Source organism: Modestobacter sp. VKM Ac-2986, from assembly GCF_026967795.1.
Lineage (GTDB): Bacteria > Actinomycetota > Actinomycetes > Mycobacteriales > Geodermatophilaceae > Modestobacter.
Genome location: NZ_JAPVBH010000003.1, coordinates 71,634 through 91,788 on the forward strand (window position 1 = coordinate 71,634; position 20,155 = coordinate 91,788).

A 20,155-nucleotide genomic window follows, 5' to 3' on the forward strand; every position below is an offset into this window, starting at 1 on the left:
GGGGCGCTCCTACTTGACGGCGATGGGGTTGACCGGGGAGCCGACGGCGCCGGTGATGGGCAGGGGGGCGGCGGTGAGGAAGAAGTCCCACTGGCCGTCGGTGGCGCAGTCGGCGGCGAGGGCGTCGAGGTCCCACATCTCGCCGAGGTAGAGCCCGATGTTGGGGATGGCGACCTGGTGGAGGGGCTGGAAGGCGACGTCGAACTCGTTGGGCCGGACCTCGAAGCCCCAGGTGTCGGTGGCGATGCCGGCGATCTCGGTGGCGTGCAGCCAGTCGGCGGTGGTGAAGGACAGGCCGGGGGCGGGCCCGCCGGCGTAGTCGCCCCAGCCGCGGCCGGCGGCGATGTCGCGGCGGGCGCGGGTGAGCCGCCCGGTGCGCACGCACAGCAGGTCCCCGCGGCCGACCCGGGCGGTCTCGCCCTGGACGGTGATGGTGGCCTGCAGGTGTTCGGCGGTGATGGCGAACCCGTCGGGCAGCTCGCCGTCGACCCCGATCGCGCGGCCGACGTCGAGCAGCACGCCGCGGCCGGTGAGGTGGGCGGCGGCGGTCTGGATGCCGGTGACCAGGTCGCCCTCGCTGGTCACGACGTCGCCGGCGCGGCGGCCGTTCCAGGCGTTGCCGTGGTCGAAGATGTGGCCGAGGCCGTCCCATTGTGTGGAGCACTGCAGTGGCATGGCGATGACGTCGTCGGCGCCGCCGATGCCGTGCGGGAAGCCCTGGTTGCCGCGTTCGGCGTCGGTGCCGGTGTCGGTCATGGTGTGGACGGGGTTGGTGCGGCGCCGCCAGCCCTTCTGCGGGCCGTCGGTGTCGAAGGGCTGGGACAGGGAGAAGCTCACCCCGCGGCGGACCAGCCGGGCACCCTCGACCCGCTTGTCCGGGGTGAGGAAGTTGAGCGTGCCGAGCACGTCGTCAGCACCCCACCGGCCCCAGTTGGAGACGCGCTGCACGGTAGCCGCGATCGCCCCCTCGGGGTTGGTGCGGTCGAGCGGGGCAGCTGGCGGCACGGCGGTGTGCGGCACGGCGGTGTGCGGCACGGCGGTCTGGGACACGTCGGGTTCCTCCTCGGGGCGACGCAGACCACAGTCGGTGCCCCGATCGGATCAGGGAAGACGAGAGTCCTGATGCAGGGCATCAGGTGTGTGGATACTCCGGACATGAACCTGGCCCGGCTCGACCTGAACCTGCTGGTGTCGCTGGACGCGCTGCTCCAGCAGCGCAGCGTCACCCGGGCCGCGGCGCAGATGGGGCTGAGCCAGCCGGCGCTGTCGGCCTCGCTGGGCCGGCTGCGGCGGCACTTCGGTGACGAGCTGCTCACCCGGGTGGGCAACGAGTACCGGCTGACGCCGCTGGCGCTGCAGCTGCGCGAGCTGGTGCGGATCGCGCTGTCCGGCGCGGAGCGGGTGTTCGACGCCCAGCCCGACTTCGACCCGGCGTCCTCCACCCGGGAGTTCACCGCGCTGGTCAGCGACTACGTGGTCGTCGTCCTCGGGGACACCCTCGCCGGCCTGCTGGCCGAGGAGGCCCCGCACACCCGGCTGCGGCTGACCCCGCACTCCCCGGCGATGGTCGAGCGTGCCGAGCAGGTACTGCTCGGCGGGGACGTGATGATGCTCCCGCACGGCTTCGTCAACGACCTCTCGCACCGGGACCTGTACCGCGACGAGTGGGTGTGCGTGGTGTCGGCGGACAACCCGGTCGCCGACGAGGGGCTCACGACCGAGCACCTCCGGACCATGTCGTGGGTGCTGACCTACCACGGGCCGGCCGCCTCGACCCCGGCTGCGCTGCAGATGCGCATGCTCGGCATCGAGCCGCGGGCCCAGGTGGTCACCGAGAACTTCATCACCGTGCCCGGCCTGGTGGCCGGCAGCGACCGGATCGCGCTGCTCCAGCGGCGGCTGGTCGACCTGCTGCCGCTGGGCAGCGGGATCCGGGCGCTGCCCTGCCCCTTCGAGGTGGGGCCGCTGGTGGAGGCGATGTGGTGGCACCCGGCCCTGGACGACGACCCCGAGCACCGCTGGTTCCGGGACGTGATCAGCCGGGCTGCCGCCCAGGCCGTGGGGTCGCCGCATCCACCAGCCTGATGACTGGGATCACCGGACCCGGGCTTCCCCCGGGCGCGACCCGTCTTGCACACTGCGGGTGTGTCGCAGGTCACCGTCGACCTGCACCGTCGTACCGGAGGTGCCTGTGTCCGAGGCCACTGCGACGTTCGAGGACGTCGTCGGACCGATGCGTGCGGAGTTCGCCGTCTGCCCGGTGACCGGGCAGTTGGCCGGCCGCCCGAGCGGCCGGCTCGCCCGGTTGCTGCGCGGGCTCGCCGTGCTCGGCTGCGTCCAGGGCCACGCCCTGGTCACCCCGGCCGTGACCGGGATCGACATCGCTGATGAGCGGCCCCAGGAGAAGTGATTTCCGCTCCGCGCCCCGCGTCCTGACACTCCTCGACCAGTGATGCCGGTCACGGAGGCCGGTGTCCCGTCAACGGAGACGCCCGTGTCAGAAGTCGTGAGCCCGTCCCCGGCCGCCCCGCCGCTCGCCGGCGACGTCGCCCTGGACCCCGCCACCGGCCGCCCGGCCGGCCGCACGCAGGCCGTCGTGCTGGTGCTCGCCAGTTGCCTCGGTGTGCTCGGTGCCGTCCTGCTCGCCCCCGTGCTGCCGGCCATCGAGGACGCCTTCAGCGACACGCCCGGCGTGCAGGCGCTGACCCCGATCGTGCTCACGGCGCCGGCCCTGGTCATCGGGCTGACCGCGCCGTTCGTCGGCCGGGTCGTCGACCGGATCGGCCGCAAGCGACTGCTGGTGACTGCACTGGTGGTGTACGCCCTCGTCGGCACCGCGCCGCTGTGGCTGCCCTCCCTCCAGCTGATCGTCGCCAGCCGGGTCCTCGTCGGGCTCACCGAGGCCGTGATCATGACCTGCTGCACCACGCTGCTGGCCGACTACTTCTCCGGGGCCGAGCGTGCACGCTGGTTCGGCCGGCAGGTCGTGGCCACCACCGTGGCCGCCACCCTGTTCTTCGGCATCGGCGGGGCGCTGGGCTCGGTCGGCTGGCGGACGCCGTTCTGGCTCTACCTGGTCAGCCTGCCGCTGGCGGTCGTCGCGGCCCGCACCATCTGGCAGCCGGTGCAGCGACGGTCGACCGGCACCGCCCTGCCGCGGCTGCCCTGGCACCGGCTGGCCGCGCCGGTCGGGTTCTCGCTGCTCGGCGGGCTGGTGTTCTACGTGCTGATCGTGGAGCTGTCGTTCAAGCTCGACGAGCTCGGCGTGGTCTCCACCGGCGCGATCGGTGCGATCAGCGCGGTCGGGTCGCTCGGCACGGCGGTCGGCGCCCTGGCCTCCAGCCGGCTCGCCGTCCGCGGCCCGGCGGTCACGATCCCGCTCGCGTTCGCGGTCTCCGGCGTGGGGCTGGTCGGGCTGGGGCTCGCGCCCACCGTCCCGGTCGTCGTCGTGGCCGCCGTGGTCACCGGACTGGGCAACGGGCTGCTGCTGCCCGCGCTGCTCAGCTGGGCTGTCGGGTCGCTCACCTTCGAGCAGCGCGGCCGTGGCACCGGCTGGTGGACCGCCGCGGTGTTCCTCGGGCAGTTCCTCTGCCCGCTGGTGGTGCTGGCGCTGTCGGGCGTGATCGGGGGCCTGAGCTCGGCGCTGGTCGCGGTCGGGGTCGTGGCGGTCGCCACCGCCCTCGCCGTCCGTGCCCGCCGGCCGGTGGCCGGCTAGCTCCGGGCGCCGGCCGCACCTGGCAGCCGGTCCGCCCGGGCACGACGGAGGCCCCGGTCCCGCTCCACGGGGCCGGGGCCTCGGTCGTCCGTCCCCGCCGGGGCCCCTGCCGGTCAGGCGCCGTCCGGCTCGTCCCGCCGGACGGCGCCGGTGACGGACCGCCCGATGATCTCCTTCATGATCTCGGTCGTGCCGGCGTAGAGCGTCGAGTGCCGGGAGTCCAGGAGGTCACGCGCTGCCGGGTTGTCGCGCAGGTACCCGTGTCCGCCGTACAGCTGGAGGCAGCGGCTGACCACCTGTTGCTGCAGCTCGGTCACCCACCACTTGACCATGGCCGCGTCGACGTCGGTCAGGGTCCCCGCCACCAGCTCGTGCAGGGCCTTGTCGACGAAGACCTGGGCGACCTCGATCTCGGTGGCCAGCTCGGCGAGGGTGAACCTCACGGTCTGCAGGGCCGCCAGTGGACGGCCGAACGCCTCCCGGTGCAGCACGTGCTCCCGGGTGTGCCCGAACGTGTGCTGCATCCCGGCCACCGCCGTGATCGCGACGCTGAGCCGCTCCTGCGGCAGGTTCTGCGTCAGGTAGCCGAAACCCTGGTCCTCGGCACCCAGCAGGTCGGCACGCGGCACCCGGACCCCGTCGAAGAACAGCTCGGCGGTGTCCTGGGCCGGTAGCCCGATCTTGTCCAGCCTCGTGCGCCGGAGCCCCGGTGCGTCGCCGGAGACGACGAACAGGGTCAGGGCGTCGCGCCGCTCCGGTGACCCCAGCTTGGCCGCCACCACGACGAGGTCGGCGTTCATGCCGTTGCCGATGAAGACCTTGGAGCCGGTCAGGACGTAGTCGTCCCCGTCGGGGACGGCGGTCGTCCGGATGCCGCGCAGGTCACTGCCGGCGACGCGTTCGGTCATCGCGAGCGCGCTCACCAGCCGGCCGCTGCACAGCCCGGGGAGCCAGCGCCGCTTCTGCTCCTCGGTGCACAGCGCGTCCAGGTAGGGCGCGACCAGGTCGTTGAGGCCGCCGAGGTTGATGACCAGGGAGGCGGCGCCGACCCGGCACAGCTCCTCGATGACCACGGCGTTGTAGCGGAAGTCCCGCGGCCCCCGGCCGCCGTGGGCCGCATCGAGGCCCAGACCGAGCAGGCCCGCCTCGCCGGCCCGCCGGTAGAAGGACCGGCTCACGGCACCGTCCTGCGCCCACTGCGCCAGGTGGGGGACCACCTCGGCGGTGACGAAGCCGGCGACCTCGGCGCGGAACGACTCGTGCCCGGCCCCGAAGACGTCCCGTCTCACCCGCGCCCCCGACGCCCGGGGTCCCGGTCCCGGCAGCTCACCGTGGCCGTCAGCGGAGAAAGCGGAAGACCGGCTCGGCGATGCAGACCGGCTTGGCGGCCCCCTCCGCCTCGATGACCGCGGTGGCGGTGACCTGCAGGCCGCCGGCGACCTCCTCGACGTCCTTGAGGGTCGCGGTGAGCCGGATCCTGGCACCCACCGGCACCGGTGCGGGGAAGCGCACCTTGTTCAGGCCGTAGTTGACCGCCATGCCCACGTCGGTGACCACCAGGACCTCCGACCACATGGGGATCAGCAGGGACAGGGTGAGGTAGCCGTGCCCGATCGGGCCACCGAACGGGCTCTCCCGCGTCGCGCGCTCGACGTCGACGTGGATCCACTGGTGGTCGTCGGTGGCGTCGGCGAAGGTGTCGACCCGCGACTGGGTGACCTCGACCCAGTCGCTGGTGCCCAGCTCGGCGCCCTTGAGGGCCGGCAGCTCGGCGAGGGTGGTGGTGGTGCTCATGTGTCCTCCTGGGTGGGCACGAAGGTGTGCCGCAGGTCGGGTTTGCGGATCTTGCCGGTGGCGGTCTTGGGCAGGTCGTCCACGAAGCGGAACTGCTTGGGCACCTTGAACCCGGCGAGGCGCTGGCGCAGTGCGGCGCGCAGCGCGTCGGGGTCCGCCGTGGCGCCGGGGGCGGGGACGACGACGGCCAGCCCCACCTCGCCCCAGTGCGGGTCGGGCACCCCGATGACCGCGACCTCCTGCACCTCGGGGAGCTCGAGCATCACCGACTCGACCTCGGCCGGGTACACGTTCTCCCCGCCGGAGATGATCATGTCCTTGTACCGGTCGCGGATGTAGAGGTAGCCGTCCTCGTCGGTCGAGCCGGCGTCCCCGGAGTGGTACCAGCCGTCGACGATCGCGGCCGCGGTCGCCTCGGGGGCGTCCCAGTAGCCGGCCATGACGTTCGGCCCGGACAGCACGATCTCCCCGACCTCGCCGGGCGGGCACACCGTGCCGTCGGGCCGGACGACCGCGACGTCGGTGAAGAACTGCGGCTTGCCGGCGGACCCGACGTGGCTGACCGCGTCCGCGCTGTCCAGGACCGTGCCGGCGGGCGCGGACTCGGTCATCCCGTAGGCCTGCTGGACGGTGACCCCGCGGTCCAGCCAGGTGCGCAGCAGCGGCAGCGGGAGGGGTGCCCCGGCGGCGCCGATGGTGCGCAGCGCGGACAGGTCCCGGGTCGGGAAGTCCGGCTGCCGGCTGAGCGCGTCGAGCATCGTGGGGACGGCGAAGAACGACGTCACCCGCTGCTCGGCGATGACCGCGAGGGTGGCCGGCGGGTCGAAGCCGCGGACCAGCACCACGCACCCGCCGCGCATCATCGTCGGGTTGAGCGTGCCGTTCAGCCCGCCGATGTGGAACAGCGGGGCCAGCGCCAGGGTCCGCTCGTCCGGGGCGAAGTCGAAGCCCAGCACCTGGCTCAGGCACGACCAGGTCATGTTGCCGTGGGTGAGCACCGCGCCCTTGGGCCGGCCGGTGGTGCCCGACGTGTACATGATCAGGCAGACGTCGTCGAGGGTGACCGCCTCGTCGCGTTGCACCGGGTCGGCGGCGGCGAGCAGCTGGTCCCAGTCCAGCGAGCCGGCGCCGCCGGCCAGCGGCGGCTCGGCCGCGATCCACGCCCGGACGGCGGGCAGCGCGGTGCGCAGGGTGTCCGCCGTCGTCCCGTGCTCCCGACCGTGCAGCACCAGCGAGGCACCCGAGTGCTCCAGCACGAACTGCGCCTCCGGCGCGGTGAGCCGGGCGTTGACCGGCACCCAGACGGCGCCGAGCTGGCCGCACGCGTACAGGGTCTCCAGGGCCGCGGGGTGGTTGGCGCCGAACCAGGCGACCCGGTCACCGCGCTGTACGCCGAGCCCCGCCAGCGCCGCCGCGGCGCGCCGGACCCGCAGCGCGAACTCGCCGTGGGTCGTCGTCGTCCCCTCGAACCACAGTGCCGGCTTGCGCGCCGAGCTCCGCAGGTGCCGTTCCGGCCACGAGCCCAGGCCGGCGTTCCTCACCGCAGCCCCAGGGCCCGGATCGCGTTCTCCTTCATGATCAGCGGCTTGACCTCGGGCTTGATGTCGAGGGTCTCGAAGTCGGCCATCCAGCGCTCCGGGCGCAGCAGCGGGTAGTCCGAGCCGAAGAGCACCTTGTGCTTGAGCAGCCCGTTGGCGGCCTTGACCAGCTGCGGCGGGAAGTACTTCGGCGACCAGCCGGACAGGTCGATGTAGACGTTGGCCTTGTGGGTGGCGATGGAGATCGCGGCGTCCTGCCAGGGCACCGAGGGGTGGGCCATGATGATCGTCAGGCCGGGGAAGTCGGCGGCGACGTCGTCGAGCAGCATCGGGTCGGAGTAGCGCAGCTTGATGCCGCGCCCACCGGGCAGCCCGGCGCCGATCCCGGTCTGGCCGGTGTGGAAAAGCGCCGGGACGCCGAGGGCCTGCAGCTCCTCGTAGAGCGGGTAGACCGCGCGGTCGTTGGGCTCGAAGGCCTGGATGCTCGGGTGGAACTTGAAGCCCCGGACGCCGTGGGACTCCACCAGGCTGCGGGCCAGCCGGATGCCTGCGGCCCCGCGGGCGGGGTCGACCGAGCCGAACGGGATGAGCACGTCGGGGTGCTCGGCGGCGAGGTCGGCGATCTCCTCGTTGGACAGCGCCGGGTGGCCGGTGGCGTGCTCGATGTCGACGGTGAAGACGACGGCGGCCATGCCCTGGGCCCGGTAGTCCGCGGCGATGTCGGGGACCGTGGGGTCGTAGGGGTCGCCCTTGAAGTACCTCGCGGCCGCGGCGTTGAGCTCGTCGTCCAGGGCCAGGTGGCCGTGGGTGTCGGCGTGCACGTGGGTGTGCACGTCGATCGCGACCAGCGCGTCCAGGTCCAGCTGCAGGGTCACTTCGGCGGCTCCGGCAGCTGCTGGCCGACCGTCTGCAGTGAGCCCTGGAAGGACTGCGGCCAGGTCGCGGCGATGGCGTCGGCGGACCAGCCGGTGCCCTCGGCGAACTCGACGACGACCTCGCTGGGGTGCGACCAGAGGGCGAGGCGGTCACCGCCTATGCCCACGGCCTGTCCGGTGATGCCGGCAGCGGCGTCGGAGGCGAGGAAGGCGACCAGCCCGGCGGCGTCGGTGGGGGAGCCGAAGCCCAGCTGCTGGCGGGCGTAGGGCGGCAGCGGCTCGCCGGCGGCGAGGGCGTCGACGTAGGGCTTGAGGAAGGGCACCGTCTCCGTCATCGCGGTGGCGGCGACGGGGACGACGGCGTTGACGGTGATGTTCGCGCGCGCCAGCTCCATGGCCCAGGTGCGCACCATGCCGACGATGCCGGCCTTGGCCGCGGCGTAGTTGGTCTGGCCGAAGTTGCCGACCTGGCCGGTGGGGGAGCCGATGCAGATGACCCGGCCGCCCTCGCCCTGCTCGCGCATGCGGACCGCGGCGGCGCGGGTGCAGGTGAAGGTGCCGCGCAGATGGGTGGTGACGACGGCGTCGAACTGCTCGTCGGTCATCTTCCACAGCGTGGTGTCGCGCAGGATGCCGGCGTTGTTGACCAGGACGTCCAGGCGGCCGAAGTCGGACACCGCACGGTCGACGAGGGCCTGCGCGGCCTCGCTCGAGCCGACGGGGACGACCTCGGCGACGGCGGTGCCGCCCGCGCCGGTGATCGAGGCGACGGCGGCGTCGGCGACGGCGGCGTCGACGTCGTTGACCACCACCGAGGCGCCGCAGCGGGCCAGCTCGGTGGCGTAGGCCAGGCCGAGGCCCCGCCCGGATCCGGTGACGACGGCGACCTTGCCGGTCAGGTCCATGGGTGCTCCTCATCGGGACAGGGGTGGTCCGGGCAACGTAGGTGCGTATCGTGGAGGTTGTCAACGATGGAGGTGTGCATGGGTCAGCCGATGGCCGACGACCTCGGGTTCCTGCTGTCCCGGGCCAGCGGCCAGGTCGTGCGGGCGACGAACGCCGCGCTGGCCGAGCACGGGCTGCGGGTGCGGACCTACTCGGTGCTGGTGTTCGCCTGCGAGGCCGCCGACGGGCTCAACCAGCGCGAGCTGGCCGGGTTCCTGGGCCTGGACCCCTCCCAGGTGGTGCTGCTGGTCGATGAGCTGGTCGCCGCGGGGCTGGTGGAGCGGCAGGCGGCCGAGACCGACCGGCGTACCCGGCTGGTGGTGCCGACGGCGCAGGGCAGGCGGGTCCGCGAGGCCGCCGGCGAGGCCGCCGACGCCGCCGTCGAGGTCCCGCTGGGCCTGCTCGGGGACGCCGAGCGCGACCGGTTGCGGGACATGCTGACCCGCATCTGGACGGCCACCGGCTAGTCCTCCTGCTCCCGTCCCTGAGGCGCGTGGGTCCACGCCGAGGGTGCCCGCGCACGGAGCGCGGTGCCGCAGTGGTGCTCGGCGGCAGTCGTGCGTGCGGGGGGCCGGGGCCGCCGACCGGTGTGTGCGGCGCGGGCGCCCGACATGTCCGGTGTCCGAGCCGGCGCCCGGCGGTCCCCGGCAGCGGCCGGCGCGGGAGGTGTCGGCCTGGCCGACGACGTCGGCCGGGCTCGTCCCAGGACGGCGGCACCGACCGGCCCCGGGGCGGTCCAGGACCGTCCTGCAGCTCGCCGAGGCCCCTCGTCCGGCAAGTCCGTCGTCGTCCGGCCGTGGGCCCACGGAAGCTGCCCGGGGGCGGACGTCGTCGTCGGACGCTGGCGTCGAGACGAGATAACGCTAGACACTCTATTGACGCACGCGGACGTAGTCTCTAGCTTTTACGTGACCTGGACCACGATGACGTGCGTCTGGGTCTGAACGTGAGACCAGGAGGACGACGATGTCCCCGCCCCTGCTGTCCGTCGAGCACCTCGACGTCGTCTACGACGGCACCATCAGCGCGCTGTCCGACGTCTCGCTGACCGTGGACGAGGGGCAGGTCGTCGCGGTCCTCGGCTCCAACGGCGCCGGCAAGACCTCGCTGCTGCGCGCGGTCTCCCGGGCGCTGGGCTCCTACGGCGGTGCGGTCACCGGTGGCACCGTCCGGTTCGCCGGTGCCGACCTCGCCGGGCTCGACACCGCCGCCGTCGTCGCCCGGGGCCTGGTGCAGGTGCCGGAGGGGCGCCGGGTCTTCCGCGACCTGACGGTGGAGGAGAACCTGCGGGCCGGCGGGTACACGGTGCGCGACGCCCGGGCCCGGGCGCAGGCCCGCGACCGGGTGTTCGACCTGTTCCCGATCCTGGCTGAGCGCCGGGACCAACCCGGCGGCCTGCTGTCCGGTGGCCAGCAGCAGATGCTCGCCATGGGCCGGGCGCTGATGGTCTCCCCACGGCTGCTGCTGCTCGACGAGCCCTCGCTCGGGCTGGCACCGCTGCTCGTCGACCAGATCGGCGAGATCATCACCGAGATCAACCGGCAGGGCACCGCGGTGCTGCTCATCGAGCAGAACGCGGTGATGGGCCTGCGGGTCGCCGACGCCGCCTCCGTGCTGGAGGTCGGCCGGGTCACCGCCGCCGGGTCGGCCGCGGAGCTCGCCGCCAGCGACGAGGTGCAGGAGCGGTACCTGGGGGTCGCCGTGCCGGTGGTGGCCACCGAACCGGTCCTCGACCAGCCGGCGATCCCGACCGCGGAGCCACCGCAGCGGCTGCGCGTCGAGGGGCTGACCGTGCGGTTCGGCGGCATCACCGCCCTGTCCGAGGTGAGCTTCACCGTCGAGCCGGGCACCGTGCACGCCCTCATCGGGCCCAACGGGGCCGGCAAGTCCACCCTGGTCAACGTCCTGGGCGGGGCCTACCGGGCCACCGAGGGCACGGTGCACTACGGCGACGAGGAGCTCACCGCGCTGCCGGCCCACCGGGTGGCCGGCCTCGGGGTGGCCCGGACCTTCCAGAACATCTCCCTGGCCCTCGAGGACACCGTCGAGGACAACCTGCTCGTCGGCCGGCACCGGTTGATGCGGGCCGGCGTGGTGTCGGGCGCCTGGCGCACACCGCGGGTCCGCCGGGAGGAGCGCGAGCACCGGGAGACCGTCGCCGGCATCGCCGAGCTGCTCGGCATCGGCCACCTGCTCCGGACGCCGGTGCACACGCTGGCCTACGGCGACCGCAAGCGGGTGGAGATGGGCCGGGCGCTGGCCGCCCGCCCCTCGCTGCTGCTGCTGGACGAGCCGGTCGCCGGGATGACCCACGGGGAGTCCCAGGACATGGCCGACACCATCCGCCAGGTCCGCCGCGACCTGGGCCTGTCGATCGTGCTGGTCGAGCACGACATGCCCTTCGTCATGGGCCTGGCCGAGCAGGTCACCGTCCTGGACTTCGGGAAGAAGATCGCCGAGGGCACCCCGGCCCAGGTGCAGCGGGACCCCGAGGTCGTCCGGGCCTACCTGGGGGCGGCGGCGGCATGAGCGATCCGCTGGCGAGCACAGCTGCCGTCCCTGCCGGCGACGAGCGCGGAGCGGGGGAGGCGGCATGACCTACTTCCTGGCGCAGGTGCTCAACGGGCTGTCCTACGGCCTGGTGCTGAGCCTCATCGCCGCCGGCTTCGCCATCGTCTTCACCTCCACGGGGGTGCTGAACTTCGCGCACGGCTCGGTGGTGCTGCTGGGTGCCTACCTGGTCGCGGTGCTGCACCCGACCCTCGGCTTCTGGCCCTCCCTGCTCGTCGGCATGGCCGGGTCCGCGCTGGTCGGGGTGGCCATCAACGCGCTGCTGGTGCGCCACCTGGCGGACCAGAACGCCGGCACCGCGGCGATCCTGATGCTCGGCGTCGACATCGTGCTGCTCACCGAGCTGACCCGGCGGATCGGCAACCAGGTGCTCACCCTCGGCGCCCCGTGGGGGGCCTCGGTGGTCCGGTTCGGCGACGTGTCGCTGCCCACCGGGCGGGTGGTCGCCGCCGGCGTCACCGTGGTGGCCTTCGCCGGACTCTGGTACCTCTTCGCCCGCACCGACCTGGGCGTCGGCATGCGCGCGGCGGCCGCCGACGGCCCGACCGCCTCGCTGATGGGCATCCGGCTGACCCGCACCGCGGCGACCGGCTGGGCGCTGGCGGGTGTGCTCGCCGCCGTCGCCGGGGTCTTCCTGACCTCCTTCCCGGCACCCGGGGTGGCCCCGACCGTCGCGCTCAGCGCGTTCGCGGCGATCCCGGCCTGGGTGCTCGGCGGCTTCGACTCCGTGCCCGGCGCCGTCGTGGGCGGCCTGGTCATCGGGCTCACCAGCGCGTTGGTCACCGGCTACGAGGGCGACCTGGAGCGGTTCGTCGGCACCGGCTTCGGCGAGGTCGCGCCCTACGTCGTCATGATCGTCGTCCTGCTCGTGCGGCCCTCGGGCCTGCTGGGCAGCAAGGAGGCCGTCCGTGTCTGAGCTGCGCGGGAACCCGTGGCCCCGCCGGGTCGGCGGGCTGGTGCTCGTGCTGGTCGCCCTCGCGCTGCCCCTGGCGCTGTCGGACTTCTGGCTGCAGACCGGCCTGTTCGTGATGGCCGCGGCCATCGGCGCGGTCGGGCTGACCCTGCTGGTCGGCGTCGCCGGGCAGCTGTCGCTGGGGCACGCGGCGTTCGCCGCCATCGGTGCCTACGTCTACGCCTGGTCCACCGGGGAGGCGACGTCGACGGTCGGCGGTGCCGGGCTGCCCCCGCTGGCCGGGCTGGTGCTGGCCGCCGTGGTCAGCGCGCTGGTCGGGGCGGCCTTCTCACCCGTCGCCGGCCGGCTGCGCGGCATCTACCTGGGGCTGGCCACGCTCGGCCTGGTCTTCGTCGTCCGGCACCTGCTGGTCAACCTCGACCAGTGGACCGGCGGGTTCACCGGTCGCTCGGTGGAGTCCTTCGCCCTCGGCGGGTTCAGCTTCAGCAACTCCGACCCCGACTACCTGGCCGTCGCGGGCGTGGAGTTCGAGGGGCTGCACCGGCTCTGGTACCTCTTCCTCGTCCTGGCCCTGGCCGCGTGCTGGCTGGCCGGCAACCTGCGGTCCGGCCGCACCGGGCGGGCCTGGGCCAACGTCCGGGACTCCGAGACGGCCGCCGCGGCGATGGGGATCGGGGTCGCCCGGGCCAAGGCGTCGGTGTTCGTCGTCTCCTCGGCCTACGCCGGGGTCGCCGGGGCGATGCTCGCGCTGGCCTACGGGCGGGTGGCCCCCGACGTCTTCAGCCTCACCGCCTCCGTCGACTTCCTGGTGATGATCGTGCTCGGCGGCCTGGGCTCGGTCGGCGGTGCCGTCGTCGGGGCGCTGTTCGTCACCGCGCTGCCCTTGGTGCTGGCCGAGTACAGCGGGTCGCTGCCCTTCCTGGCCGCCCCAGGCTCCGGCGGGCTGGACCCCTCGACGGCGTCCCGGATCGTCTACGGGCTGGCGATCATCGCCGTCCTGCTGTTCCTCCGCGGTGGGCTGGCCGGCGCCGCCCGCCGGCTGCGGCACGGCAGCGCCCCGGGCGCACCGCCGTCCGCGCCGGGTCCCACACCGCACGACCCGCTCAGCACCCACGACGTCGGCCGCCCGGCCGGCGGCCCCGCACGGTCGAAGGAGACCACCCCATGACGCACCTGCCCCGCGCCCGTGCCCTCACGCTGGGGGCGGCCACCGCGCTCGCGCTGGCCGCGTGCAGCACTACCGACCCGAACCAGGCCGGCACCGCGGCGGGCTCCGGCTCCGGGTCCGCCGCCGGCTCGGGTGAGGTGCAGACCGGCAACGGGGTCACCGACGCCGAGATCCGGATCGGGATGCTGACCGACCTGTCCGGGCCCTTCGCCGCCGGCGCGGCGGTCCAGGTCACCGAGACCAAGGCCTACTGGGACCAGGTGAACGCCGCCGGCGGCGTCTGCGACCGGGACGTCGCCGTCGACGTGCAGGACCACGGCTACGACCCGCAGAAGGCCGTCACCCTCTACCGCAGCATGGCGCCCGACGTCATCGCGCTGCAGCAGGTCCTCGGCGGCCCGACCAGCGCCGCGGTGCTCCCGCTGGCCGAGCAGGACGACGTCTACGTGGGCGGCGTCGGCTGGGCCGGCAGCGCCCTGCAGTACGCGAACAACCAGCTGCCCGGTGCCTCCTACGCCATCGAGGGCGCCAACGCGATCGACCACCTGGTCGACGGGCTGGGCGTGGCGGAGGGGGCGCGGATCGGCGTCGTGTACTTCGCCGGTGACTACGGCGCCGACGTGCTGGCCGGCGCCGAGCACGCGGCCGAGGAGCGGGGCGTGGAGATCGTGGCCCAGGAGATCACCTCGGCCACCACCGACCTGTCCGCGCAGGCGTCCGCGCTGGCCCAGGCCGGCGTCGCCGGTGTCGTGCTGGGGGCCGCGCCCACGCAGCTGGCCTCGCTGGCCGGATCGCTGGCCTCGCAGGGCGTCGACGTGCCGCTCATCGGCATGAACCCGACCTTCAACCCCTCGCTGCTGACCACCCCGGCCAGGGACGCGCTGCTGGCCAACACCTACAGCATCACCAGCGTCGCGCCCTACTCCTCCGACGCCGAGGGCGTGAAGGCGGCCAACGAGCTGTACGCGCAGGCCGACCCCGACGGTGCGCTGGGCTGGGAGGTGCCGCTGGCCTACGTCCAGGGGGAGCTGCTGAAGCAGGCGCTCCAGGGCGCCTGCGACTCCGGTGACCTGACCCCGGAGGGCGTCGTCGCCGCGCTGCGGGAGAGCTCCTCGGTGGACACGCAGGGTCTGCTGCCCGACGGTCTGGACTACTCGCAGGTGGGCCAGTCGCCGACCACGACCGTCTACCTGTCCAAGGTCGACGCGGACGCCCCGGCCGGGCTGGCGCTGGTGGACGAGCTCAGCGGTCCCAGCGCGGAGTCCTTCTCCTACGGGGGCTGACCGGTGCCCGCGCCCGTGGTCAGCGAGCTGCGGGCGCCGGCCGCCGGCCCGGCCGACGGCGTCCTCGGGGACGTCCTCCGCCGGGCCGCCGGCCGCGGACCCGACGACCTGCTGCTGACCACCCCGGACACCGGGGGGTCCTGGACGGCGGCGGAGCTGCTCGCCGACGCCGAGTCGCTGGCCGCCGGGCTGCTGGCCCGGCACGCGCCCGGTGCGCGGATCGCCACCTGCCTGGGCAACGGGCCCGCGCCGGTGCTCGTGCAGCTCGGGGTCGCGCTGGCCGGCATGACGCTCGTGCCGGTCAACCCGCGGTCCCGGCCCGCGGAGGTCGAGCACGCGCTGCGGCTCTCCGGTGCGGTGCTGGCGCTGGCCGCCGAGGAGGTGGCGGGCAACCCGGTGGCCGACCTGTGCGCCGCCGTCGACGGTGTCGAGGTGCTGCGGGTGGGCACCGACTGGCGGGCGGGCCTGCCCTGGGCGGCACCGGGGGACCTGCCCGTCGTCGAGCCGGAGTCGCTGGCCCAGGTGCAGTTCACCTCCGGGACGACCGGGCGGGCCAAGGGCGTGCTGATCACCCACGCCGGGATGGTCGCGACCGGGACGGCGTTCGCGCAGCGGCTGGGCCCGACCGCCGGGCGGGTGTGGTGCAACCCGATGCCGCTGTTCCACACCGCCGGCAACGTGCTGGGCGTGGTCGGGGCGCTGAGCGCGGGCGCCGAGCACGTCGTGCTGCCCTTCGCCCCGGAGCCGGTCCTGCAGGTGCTCCGGGCGCACCGGGTGAGCATGCTGTCCGCCGCGCCCACCCTGCTGGACCTGCTGGCCGCGGCCGGCCCGCCCGACCTCCCCGACCTGCGGGTGCTGTTCACCGGCGGGATGACCGTGACACCGGCGTTCGTGGACCGGGTGGAGGCGGTGTTCGGCGCCCGGCTGTCGATCACCTTCGGGATGACCGAGACCTGCGGTGCGGTGCTGCAGACCTCCCCGGAGGACCCCGACCCGGTGCGCCGGGAGACCGTCGGCGCACCGCTGGCCGGCACCGACGTCCGGGTCGCCGACCCCGACGGGGCGCCCGTCCCGCTGGGGACGCCGGGCGAGCTGTGGGTGCGGGGTGCGCGGATCACCCGGGGGTACCTCGACGACCCGGTCGCCACCGCCGAGGCGATCGACCCCGAGGGCTGGCTGCACACCGGCGACCTCGCCGAGATGACCCCGGCCGGAGCCTGCCGGGTGGTCGGCCGGCTCAAGGACATGATCAAGACCGGCGGGGAGAACGTCTCCCCGGTGGAGGTCGAGGAGGTGCTGGTGGACCACCCGGACGTCGCCCGGGCCGCGGTGGTCGGGGTGCCGGACCCGCGGTGGGGGGAGCTGGTGGTGGCCTTCGTCGTCCCGGCGGGGGACCGGGACCCGAGCCCGGCGGAGCTGACGGCGCACTGCCGGGACCGGCTGGCGCCGTTCAAGGTGCCCCGGTCGTGGCGGGTGGTCGACGCCCTGCCGATGACGGCGTCGGCCAAGGTGCAGCGGGCCGAGCTGCGGCGCGTCGCCGCGGGCACGACGTGAGGGGGGCGTTGCTGGCCGACCTGGCCGCCGAGGGCGCCGTGCTGGAGGACCTGCTCACCGCGCTGGCGCCGGCGGACTGGACCCGGGACACCTCCGCCGCGGGGTGGACCGTCGGCCACCAGGTGGCCCACCTGGCCTGGACCGACGACGTCGCCCTGCTCGCCGCCACCGACCCGGGGGCCTTCGCCGACCGGGTGGCCGGCGACCCGCCGGACGCGGTGGAGGCGGGCGCGCGCGCCGGTGCCGCCGCGCCGCCGGCGGTCCTGCTCGCCCGGTGGCGGGCCGGCCGGGAGCGGCTCGCCGACGCGCTGGCCGCAGTGCCCGACGGCACCCGGCTGCCCTGGTTCGGCCCGCCGATGAGCGTGGCCTCCCTGGTCACCGCCCGCCTCATGGAGACCTGGGCGCACGGCGTCGACGTCCGGGACGCCCTCGGCCACCCGGTGGGGGAGTCGCGCCGGCTGGACCACGTGGCCCACCTCGGCGTCCGGACCCGGGACTTCGCCTTCACCGCGCACGGGCTGCCCGTACCGGCGGCACCGGTCCGGGTCGAGCTCACCCGCGCCGACGGCAGCCGGTGGACCGCCGGGCCCGAGGACGCCGACCAGCGGGTCACCGGGCCGCTGCTGGACTTCTGCCTGCGCGTCGTGCAGCGCCGGCCGCGCGCCGTGCTCGACCTGCACGCCGTCGGCCCGGACGCCGGGCGGTGGCTGGACGTGGCCCAGGCCTTCGCCGGGGCCCCGGGCGCGGGCAGTCAGGGCCCACCGCCGCGCGGGGACGGGGGGCCGACGGGCCCCGGCCCTCGTCGCGACGAGGACCGGGACCCGCCCGCGGGTCAGAACGGGTAGGTCGGCAGGTCCCCGCGCAGCGTCACCCACTGGGTCTCGGTGAACGCCTCGATGTTGGCCTGCGGGCCGCCGTGGCGGGAGCCGGTGCCCGAGGCCCCGACCCCGCCGAAGGGGGCGACCGCCTCGTCGTTCACGGTCTGGTCGTTGATGTGCACCAGCCCGGCCGGGATGCGCTCGGCCAGCTGCAGCCCGGCGTAGACGTCCCGGGTCAGGATGCCCAGCGACAGCCCGTACTCGGTGCCGGCGGCCAGCCCGGCCACCTCGTCGACGGAGGAGAACGGCGTCACCGGCGCGACCGGGCCGAAGATCTCCTGCTGGTAGGCGGGCGCCTCCACCGGGACGTCGCCGAGCACGGTCGGCCGGTAGAACAGCCCGTCGTAGGTGCCACCGGTGCGCACGGTGGCCCCGGCCTCGACGCTGGCGGTGACCAGGCCGTGCACCCGGTCGCGCTGCCCGGCGTCGATGATGGGCCCGAGGGCCACGTGGTCGCGGAACGGGTCGCCGACGGGCAGGTCCTTGACCTTGTCGGTGAGGACCTGGGTGTACTCCTCGGCGATCGAGGCGTGCACCAGGTGCCGGGACGTCGCCATGCAGATCTGGCCGGAGTGGGCGAAGGTGCCCCACGCCCCGACCGAGGCGGCCGCCGTCACGTCGACGTCGGGCATCACGATGAGCGCGGAGTTGCCGCCCAGCTCCAGGTGCGCCCGCTTGAGGTGCTGACCGGCCAGGGCGCCGACCGCGCGCCCCGCCTTCGTCGAGCCGGTGAACGCGATGACCCGCACCGCCGGGTCGACGACGAGGGCCTCACCGACGTCGGCGCCGCCGGGCAGCACCTGGAAGACGCCCTCCGGGACGCCGGCCTCGGCGAACACCCGGGCGAACACCGCACCGCCGCTGACCGCCGTCCGCGGGTCGGGCTTCAGGATGACGGCGTTGCCCAGCGCGAGCGCCGGGGCGATCGCCCGGATCGCCAGGATGGTGGGCACGTTGAACGGCGCGATGACGCCGACGACGCCGGCCGGCACCCGGCGGGCGAAGGACAGCCGCGGGGAGCCGGTGCGCAGCAGCTCGCCGTAAGGGTGGCTGGGCAGCGCGGAGGCCTCGTAGCACTCCTGGGCGCTGGTGTGCACCTGGAAGTCGCCGAAGGGCAGGATCGACCCGGACTCGCGGGCCAGCCAGACCTTGATCTCCTCGGCGTTCGCGGTGAGCAGGTCACCGGCCTTGCGCAGCACGGCCGCGCGCTGCTCGAACGGCAGCGCCGCCCACCCGCGCTGGGCCGCCGCCGCCCGGGCGCCGGCCGCCGCGACGTCGGCGGGGGTGGCCAGGCCGACCTCGCCCAGCGCCTCACCGGTCGCCGGTTCCACCGCGGTGTAGGTGCCACCGGCGCCGTCGGTCCAGGCGCCGGTCCACACCTTGCCGCGCCATCCGCCGTCCTCGAGCAGTGCCATCCGATGGGTCCTCTCCACAGTCGCTTCAGGGTGTTCGGGCCGGACCGTACGCCGGTGCCCCGGCGGTGCGGTCCGGCCCGTCCTCAGCGCAGCGGCCGGTTGAAGCGGGGCAGGGCGGGCTCCACGAACCGCGGCGCGGGCTCGGCACCCAGGGCTGCGGCTCGACGGTCCATCGCACTCGCGGACGTCGCGGGCCAGGCGCCGGTCTCCAGCCGCCGCACCATGGTCCGCAGGGCTGCGTGCTGCTCGGCGGGGGAGAAGGTGCAGTGGCCCACGGTCTCGGTGTAGGTCTGCCGGAGCTGGTGGCCCTTGCCGGCGCGACGCACCAGCGACTCGTAGTACTGCTGCTGGGTCACGGTGGAGATCTGGTCCCCGGTGCCGGACATCGTGAGCACCGGCACCTGCAGGTCACCGTCGAAGACGATGCCGCGGGAGAAGCGCTCCACGGCCGCCGGGTCCGCGGCGATGCGGGGGGCCGCGGCCAGGGCGTCGAGGTCCTCGCCCAGGTCGAGACCGGCCTCGGCGTAGAGCTCCCGGACCGCCCGCCTCACCATGGGGTCGGCCGCCCGGAGCTGCCGCGCGTAGTCCACCCCCGTGTTCCAGGACGGGTTCCCGCCCACCAGCGCGGTGAAGGTGGCCCGACTGCTCATCGCCTGTCCGATGTAGGGCAGCGGCCCACCGGCGAGGGCCAGGAAGGCGCCTTCCTCCAGGGCGGCGGCGTCCTCGCGGTCCGGCGGCAGGGGCTGCGTGCCGTCGGGCCGGACACCCCAGGCCGGGAGCTGGCCGATCGCGGAGGCGAGGGCGATGCGGGCCCGCCCCTCGGGGGTCTGCTGCGCGTCGGTGAGGGCACGGACCCAGGCCTCGCGGGCGGTGGGGACGTCGCCGATGTCGACCACCGGCAACCCCGGGGCGACGAGCTCCTCGAGCACGAACACCGTGTCCAGCTTCTGGTTCCACTGGGCGACCGCGCCGCCGAGCCCGCCGCACATCGGGACGGCGGCGTCGAACACGTCGGGGTGCTCCTGCACGGCCCCGGCGGAGACGAACCCGCCCATGGAGGCGCCGGAGGCGATCGCCCGGCGGGCCGGGCCGTAGGCCGCCTCGAACTCCGCGAGCGCCTCGGCCTGGTTGTCGATCGCGCCGCGGATGTCCCACCCGGTGACCGCCCGGGTCGTGCCGCCGCGGGCGATGCCGTCGTCGAGCAGGCGCTGGGTCAGCGGCTCACCCGGTCCGGGCCCGACGAAGTCCAGGGCCACCACGACGGTGCCGTTCCACCGCGCGGGGACGACGAACTCGTAGGGCGTCCCGTCCTCGAGCGTGCCGCTGATGCAGGAGGGCCGGGCCGTGTTCCCGGCCAGGCACGCGGTGCCGCCGGGTGGGCTGGTGACCGGGGTGGCCGCGGCGGTGCCGGTGCCGGAGACGGCGCCGGTGACCAGGGCGGTGGCCAGGAGCAGGCCGGCGGTTCGGGGGCGTGTGCGCACTCGGTTCCTCCACGGGGGTGCGGGC

General features: G+C 74.6%; 18 protein-coding genes. 10 read left to right on the forward strand and 8 right to left on the reverse strand.

What is annotated here, in order from left to right; genetic code table 11:
• Nucleotides 1-9: 9 nt before the first annotated feature.
• Nucleotides 10-1,050, reverse strand: coding sequence for a cyclase family protein (locus tag O2W14_RS08290; RefSeq protein ID WP_269175607.1), 1,041 nt, complete (start codon nucleotides 1,048-1,050; stop codon nucleotides 10-12).
• Between the two features lie 105 nt (nucleotides 1,051-1,155).
• Here O2W14_RS08290 and O2W14_RS08295 point away from each other — a divergent pair, with 105 nt between their 5' ends.
• The 3 genes from O2W14_RS08295 to O2W14_RS08305 all read left to right on the forward strand — a co-directional run bounded on the left by O2W14_RS08295 (nucleotide 1,156) and on the right by O2W14_RS08305 (nucleotide 3,715).
• A complete protein-coding gene (locus O2W14_RS08295) occupies nucleotides 1,156-2,085 on the forward strand; it encodes a LysR family transcriptional regulator (protein ID WP_269175608.1) in 930 nt (309 codons plus the stop codon).
• A gap of 106 nt (nucleotides 2,086-2,191) precedes the next feature.
• Nucleotides 2,192-2,410: a hypothetical protein gene (locus O2W14_RS08300; protein ID WP_269175609.1), complete on the forward strand. Its 219-nt coding sequence runs from the start codon at nucleotides 2,192-2,194 to the stop codon at nucleotides 2,408-2,410.
• An 84-nt stretch (nucleotides 2,411-2,494) separates the two neighbouring features.
• Nucleotides 2,495-3,715: an MFS transporter gene (locus O2W14_RS08305; RefSeq protein ID WP_269175610.1), complete on the forward strand. Its 1,221-nt coding sequence runs from the start codon at nucleotides 2,495-2,497 to the stop codon at nucleotides 3,713-3,715.
• Between the two features lie 113 nt (nucleotides 3,716-3,828).
• Here O2W14_RS08305 and O2W14_RS08310 read toward each other — a convergent pair whose 3' ends face one another.
• The 5 genes from O2W14_RS08310 to O2W14_RS08330 are packed head-to-tail and all read right to left on the reverse strand — an operon-like array spanning nucleotide 3,829 to nucleotide 8,827.
• On the reverse strand, nucleotides 3,829-5,004 hold the full coding sequence (locus tag O2W14_RS08310) for an acyl-CoA dehydrogenase family protein (protein WP_269175611.1): 1,176 nt from the start codon (nucleotides 5,002-5,004) through the stop codon (nucleotides 3,829-3,831).
• A gap of 49 nt (nucleotides 5,005-5,053) precedes the next feature.
• Nucleotides 5,054-5,509, reverse strand: a complete 456-nt coding sequence (locus tag O2W14_RS08315) for a MaoC family dehydratase (RefSeq protein WP_269175612.1) — start codon at nucleotides 5,507-5,509, stop codon at nucleotides 5,054-5,056.
• Complete coding sequence (locus O2W14_RS08320) at nucleotides 5,506-7,050, reverse strand: acyl-CoA synthetase (RefSeq protein WP_269175613.1); 1,545 nt, start codon at nucleotides 7,048-7,050, stop codon at nucleotides 5,506-5,508. The genes O2W14_RS08315 and O2W14_RS08320 overlap by 4 nt, the downstream gene beginning before the upstream one ends.
• Nucleotides 7,047-7,910, reverse strand: coding sequence for an amidohydrolase family protein (locus tag O2W14_RS08325; protein WP_269176166.1), 864 nt, complete (start codon nucleotides 7,908-7,910; stop codon nucleotides 7,047-7,049). Before O2W14_RS08325 ends, O2W14_RS08320 begins: the two co-directional genes overlap by 4 nt.
• 8 nt (nucleotides 7,911-7,918) lie before the next feature.
• Nucleotides 7,919-8,827: an SDR family oxidoreductase gene (locus O2W14_RS08330; protein ID WP_269175614.1), complete on the reverse strand. Its 909-nt coding sequence runs from the start codon at nucleotides 8,825-8,827 to the stop codon at nucleotides 7,919-7,921.
• Nucleotides 8,828-8,905: 78 nt separating this feature from the next.
• Between O2W14_RS08330 and O2W14_RS08335 the strand changes: the two genes are divergently transcribed.
• From O2W14_RS08335 to O2W14_RS08365, 7 genes are all read left to right on the forward strand, one after another.
• Nucleotides 8,906-9,334, forward strand: a complete 429-nt coding sequence (locus O2W14_RS08335) for a MarR family winged helix-turn-helix transcriptional regulator (RefSeq protein WP_269175615.1) — start codon at nucleotides 8,906-8,908, stop codon at nucleotides 9,332-9,334.
• A 499-nt stretch (nucleotides 9,335-9,833) separates the two neighbouring features.
• Complete coding sequence (locus O2W14_RS19995) at nucleotides 9,834-11,396, forward strand: ATP-binding cassette domain-containing protein (RefSeq protein WP_269175616.1); 1,563 nt, start codon at nucleotides 9,834-9,836, stop codon at nucleotides 11,394-11,396.
• Nucleotides 11,397-11,460: 64 nt separating this feature from the next.
• Nucleotides 11,461-12,354, forward strand: a complete 894-nt coding sequence (locus tag O2W14_RS08345; RefSeq protein ID WP_269175617.1) for a branched-chain amino acid ABC transporter permease — start codon at nucleotides 11,461-11,463, stop codon at nucleotides 12,352-12,354.
• Nucleotides 12,347-13,519 carry a branched-chain amino acid ABC transporter permease gene (locus tag O2W14_RS08350; protein ID WP_269175618.1) on the forward strand — a complete coding sequence of 391 codons (1,173 nt, stop codon included), beginning with the start codon at nucleotides 12,347-12,349 and terminating at the stop codon, nucleotides 13,517-13,519. The genes O2W14_RS08345 and O2W14_RS08350 overlap by 8 nt, the downstream gene beginning before the upstream one ends.
• Entirely contained in the window at nucleotides 13,516-14,802 is a 1,287-nt protein-coding gene (locus O2W14_RS08355; protein ID WP_269175619.1) for an ABC transporter substrate-binding protein, read from the forward strand. The genes O2W14_RS08350 and O2W14_RS08355 overlap by 4 nt, the downstream gene beginning before the upstream one ends.
• Before the next feature lie 3 nt (nucleotides 14,803-14,805).
• Entirely contained in the window at nucleotides 14,806-16,356 is a 1,551-nt protein-coding gene (locus O2W14_RS08360) for a class I adenylate-forming enzyme family protein (RefSeq protein ID WP_269175620.1), read from the forward strand.
• Nucleotides 16,353-17,201, forward strand: a complete 849-nt coding sequence (locus O2W14_RS08365; RefSeq protein WP_269175621.1) for a TIGR03084 family metal-binding protein — start codon at nucleotides 16,353-16,355, stop codon at nucleotides 17,199-17,201. The genes O2W14_RS08360 and O2W14_RS08365 overlap by 4 nt, the downstream gene beginning before the upstream one ends.
• Here O2W14_RS08365 and O2W14_RS08370 read toward each other — a convergent pair.
• Both O2W14_RS08370 and O2W14_RS08375 read right to left on the reverse strand, forming a co-directional pair.
• Complete coding sequence (locus O2W14_RS08370) at nucleotides 17,189-18,649, reverse strand: benzaldehyde dehydrogenase (protein WP_269175622.1); 1,461 nt, start codon at nucleotides 18,647-18,649, stop codon at nucleotides 17,189-17,191. The genes O2W14_RS08365 and O2W14_RS08370 overlap by 13 nt on opposite strands.
• An 83-nt stretch (nucleotides 18,650-18,732) precedes the next feature.
• Nucleotides 18,733-20,130, reverse strand: coding sequence for an alpha/beta hydrolase family protein (locus tag O2W14_RS08375; RefSeq protein WP_269175623.1), 1,398 nt, complete (start codon nucleotides 20,128-20,130; stop codon nucleotides 18,733-18,735).
• Nucleotides 20,131-20,155: the final 25 nt, after the last annotated feature.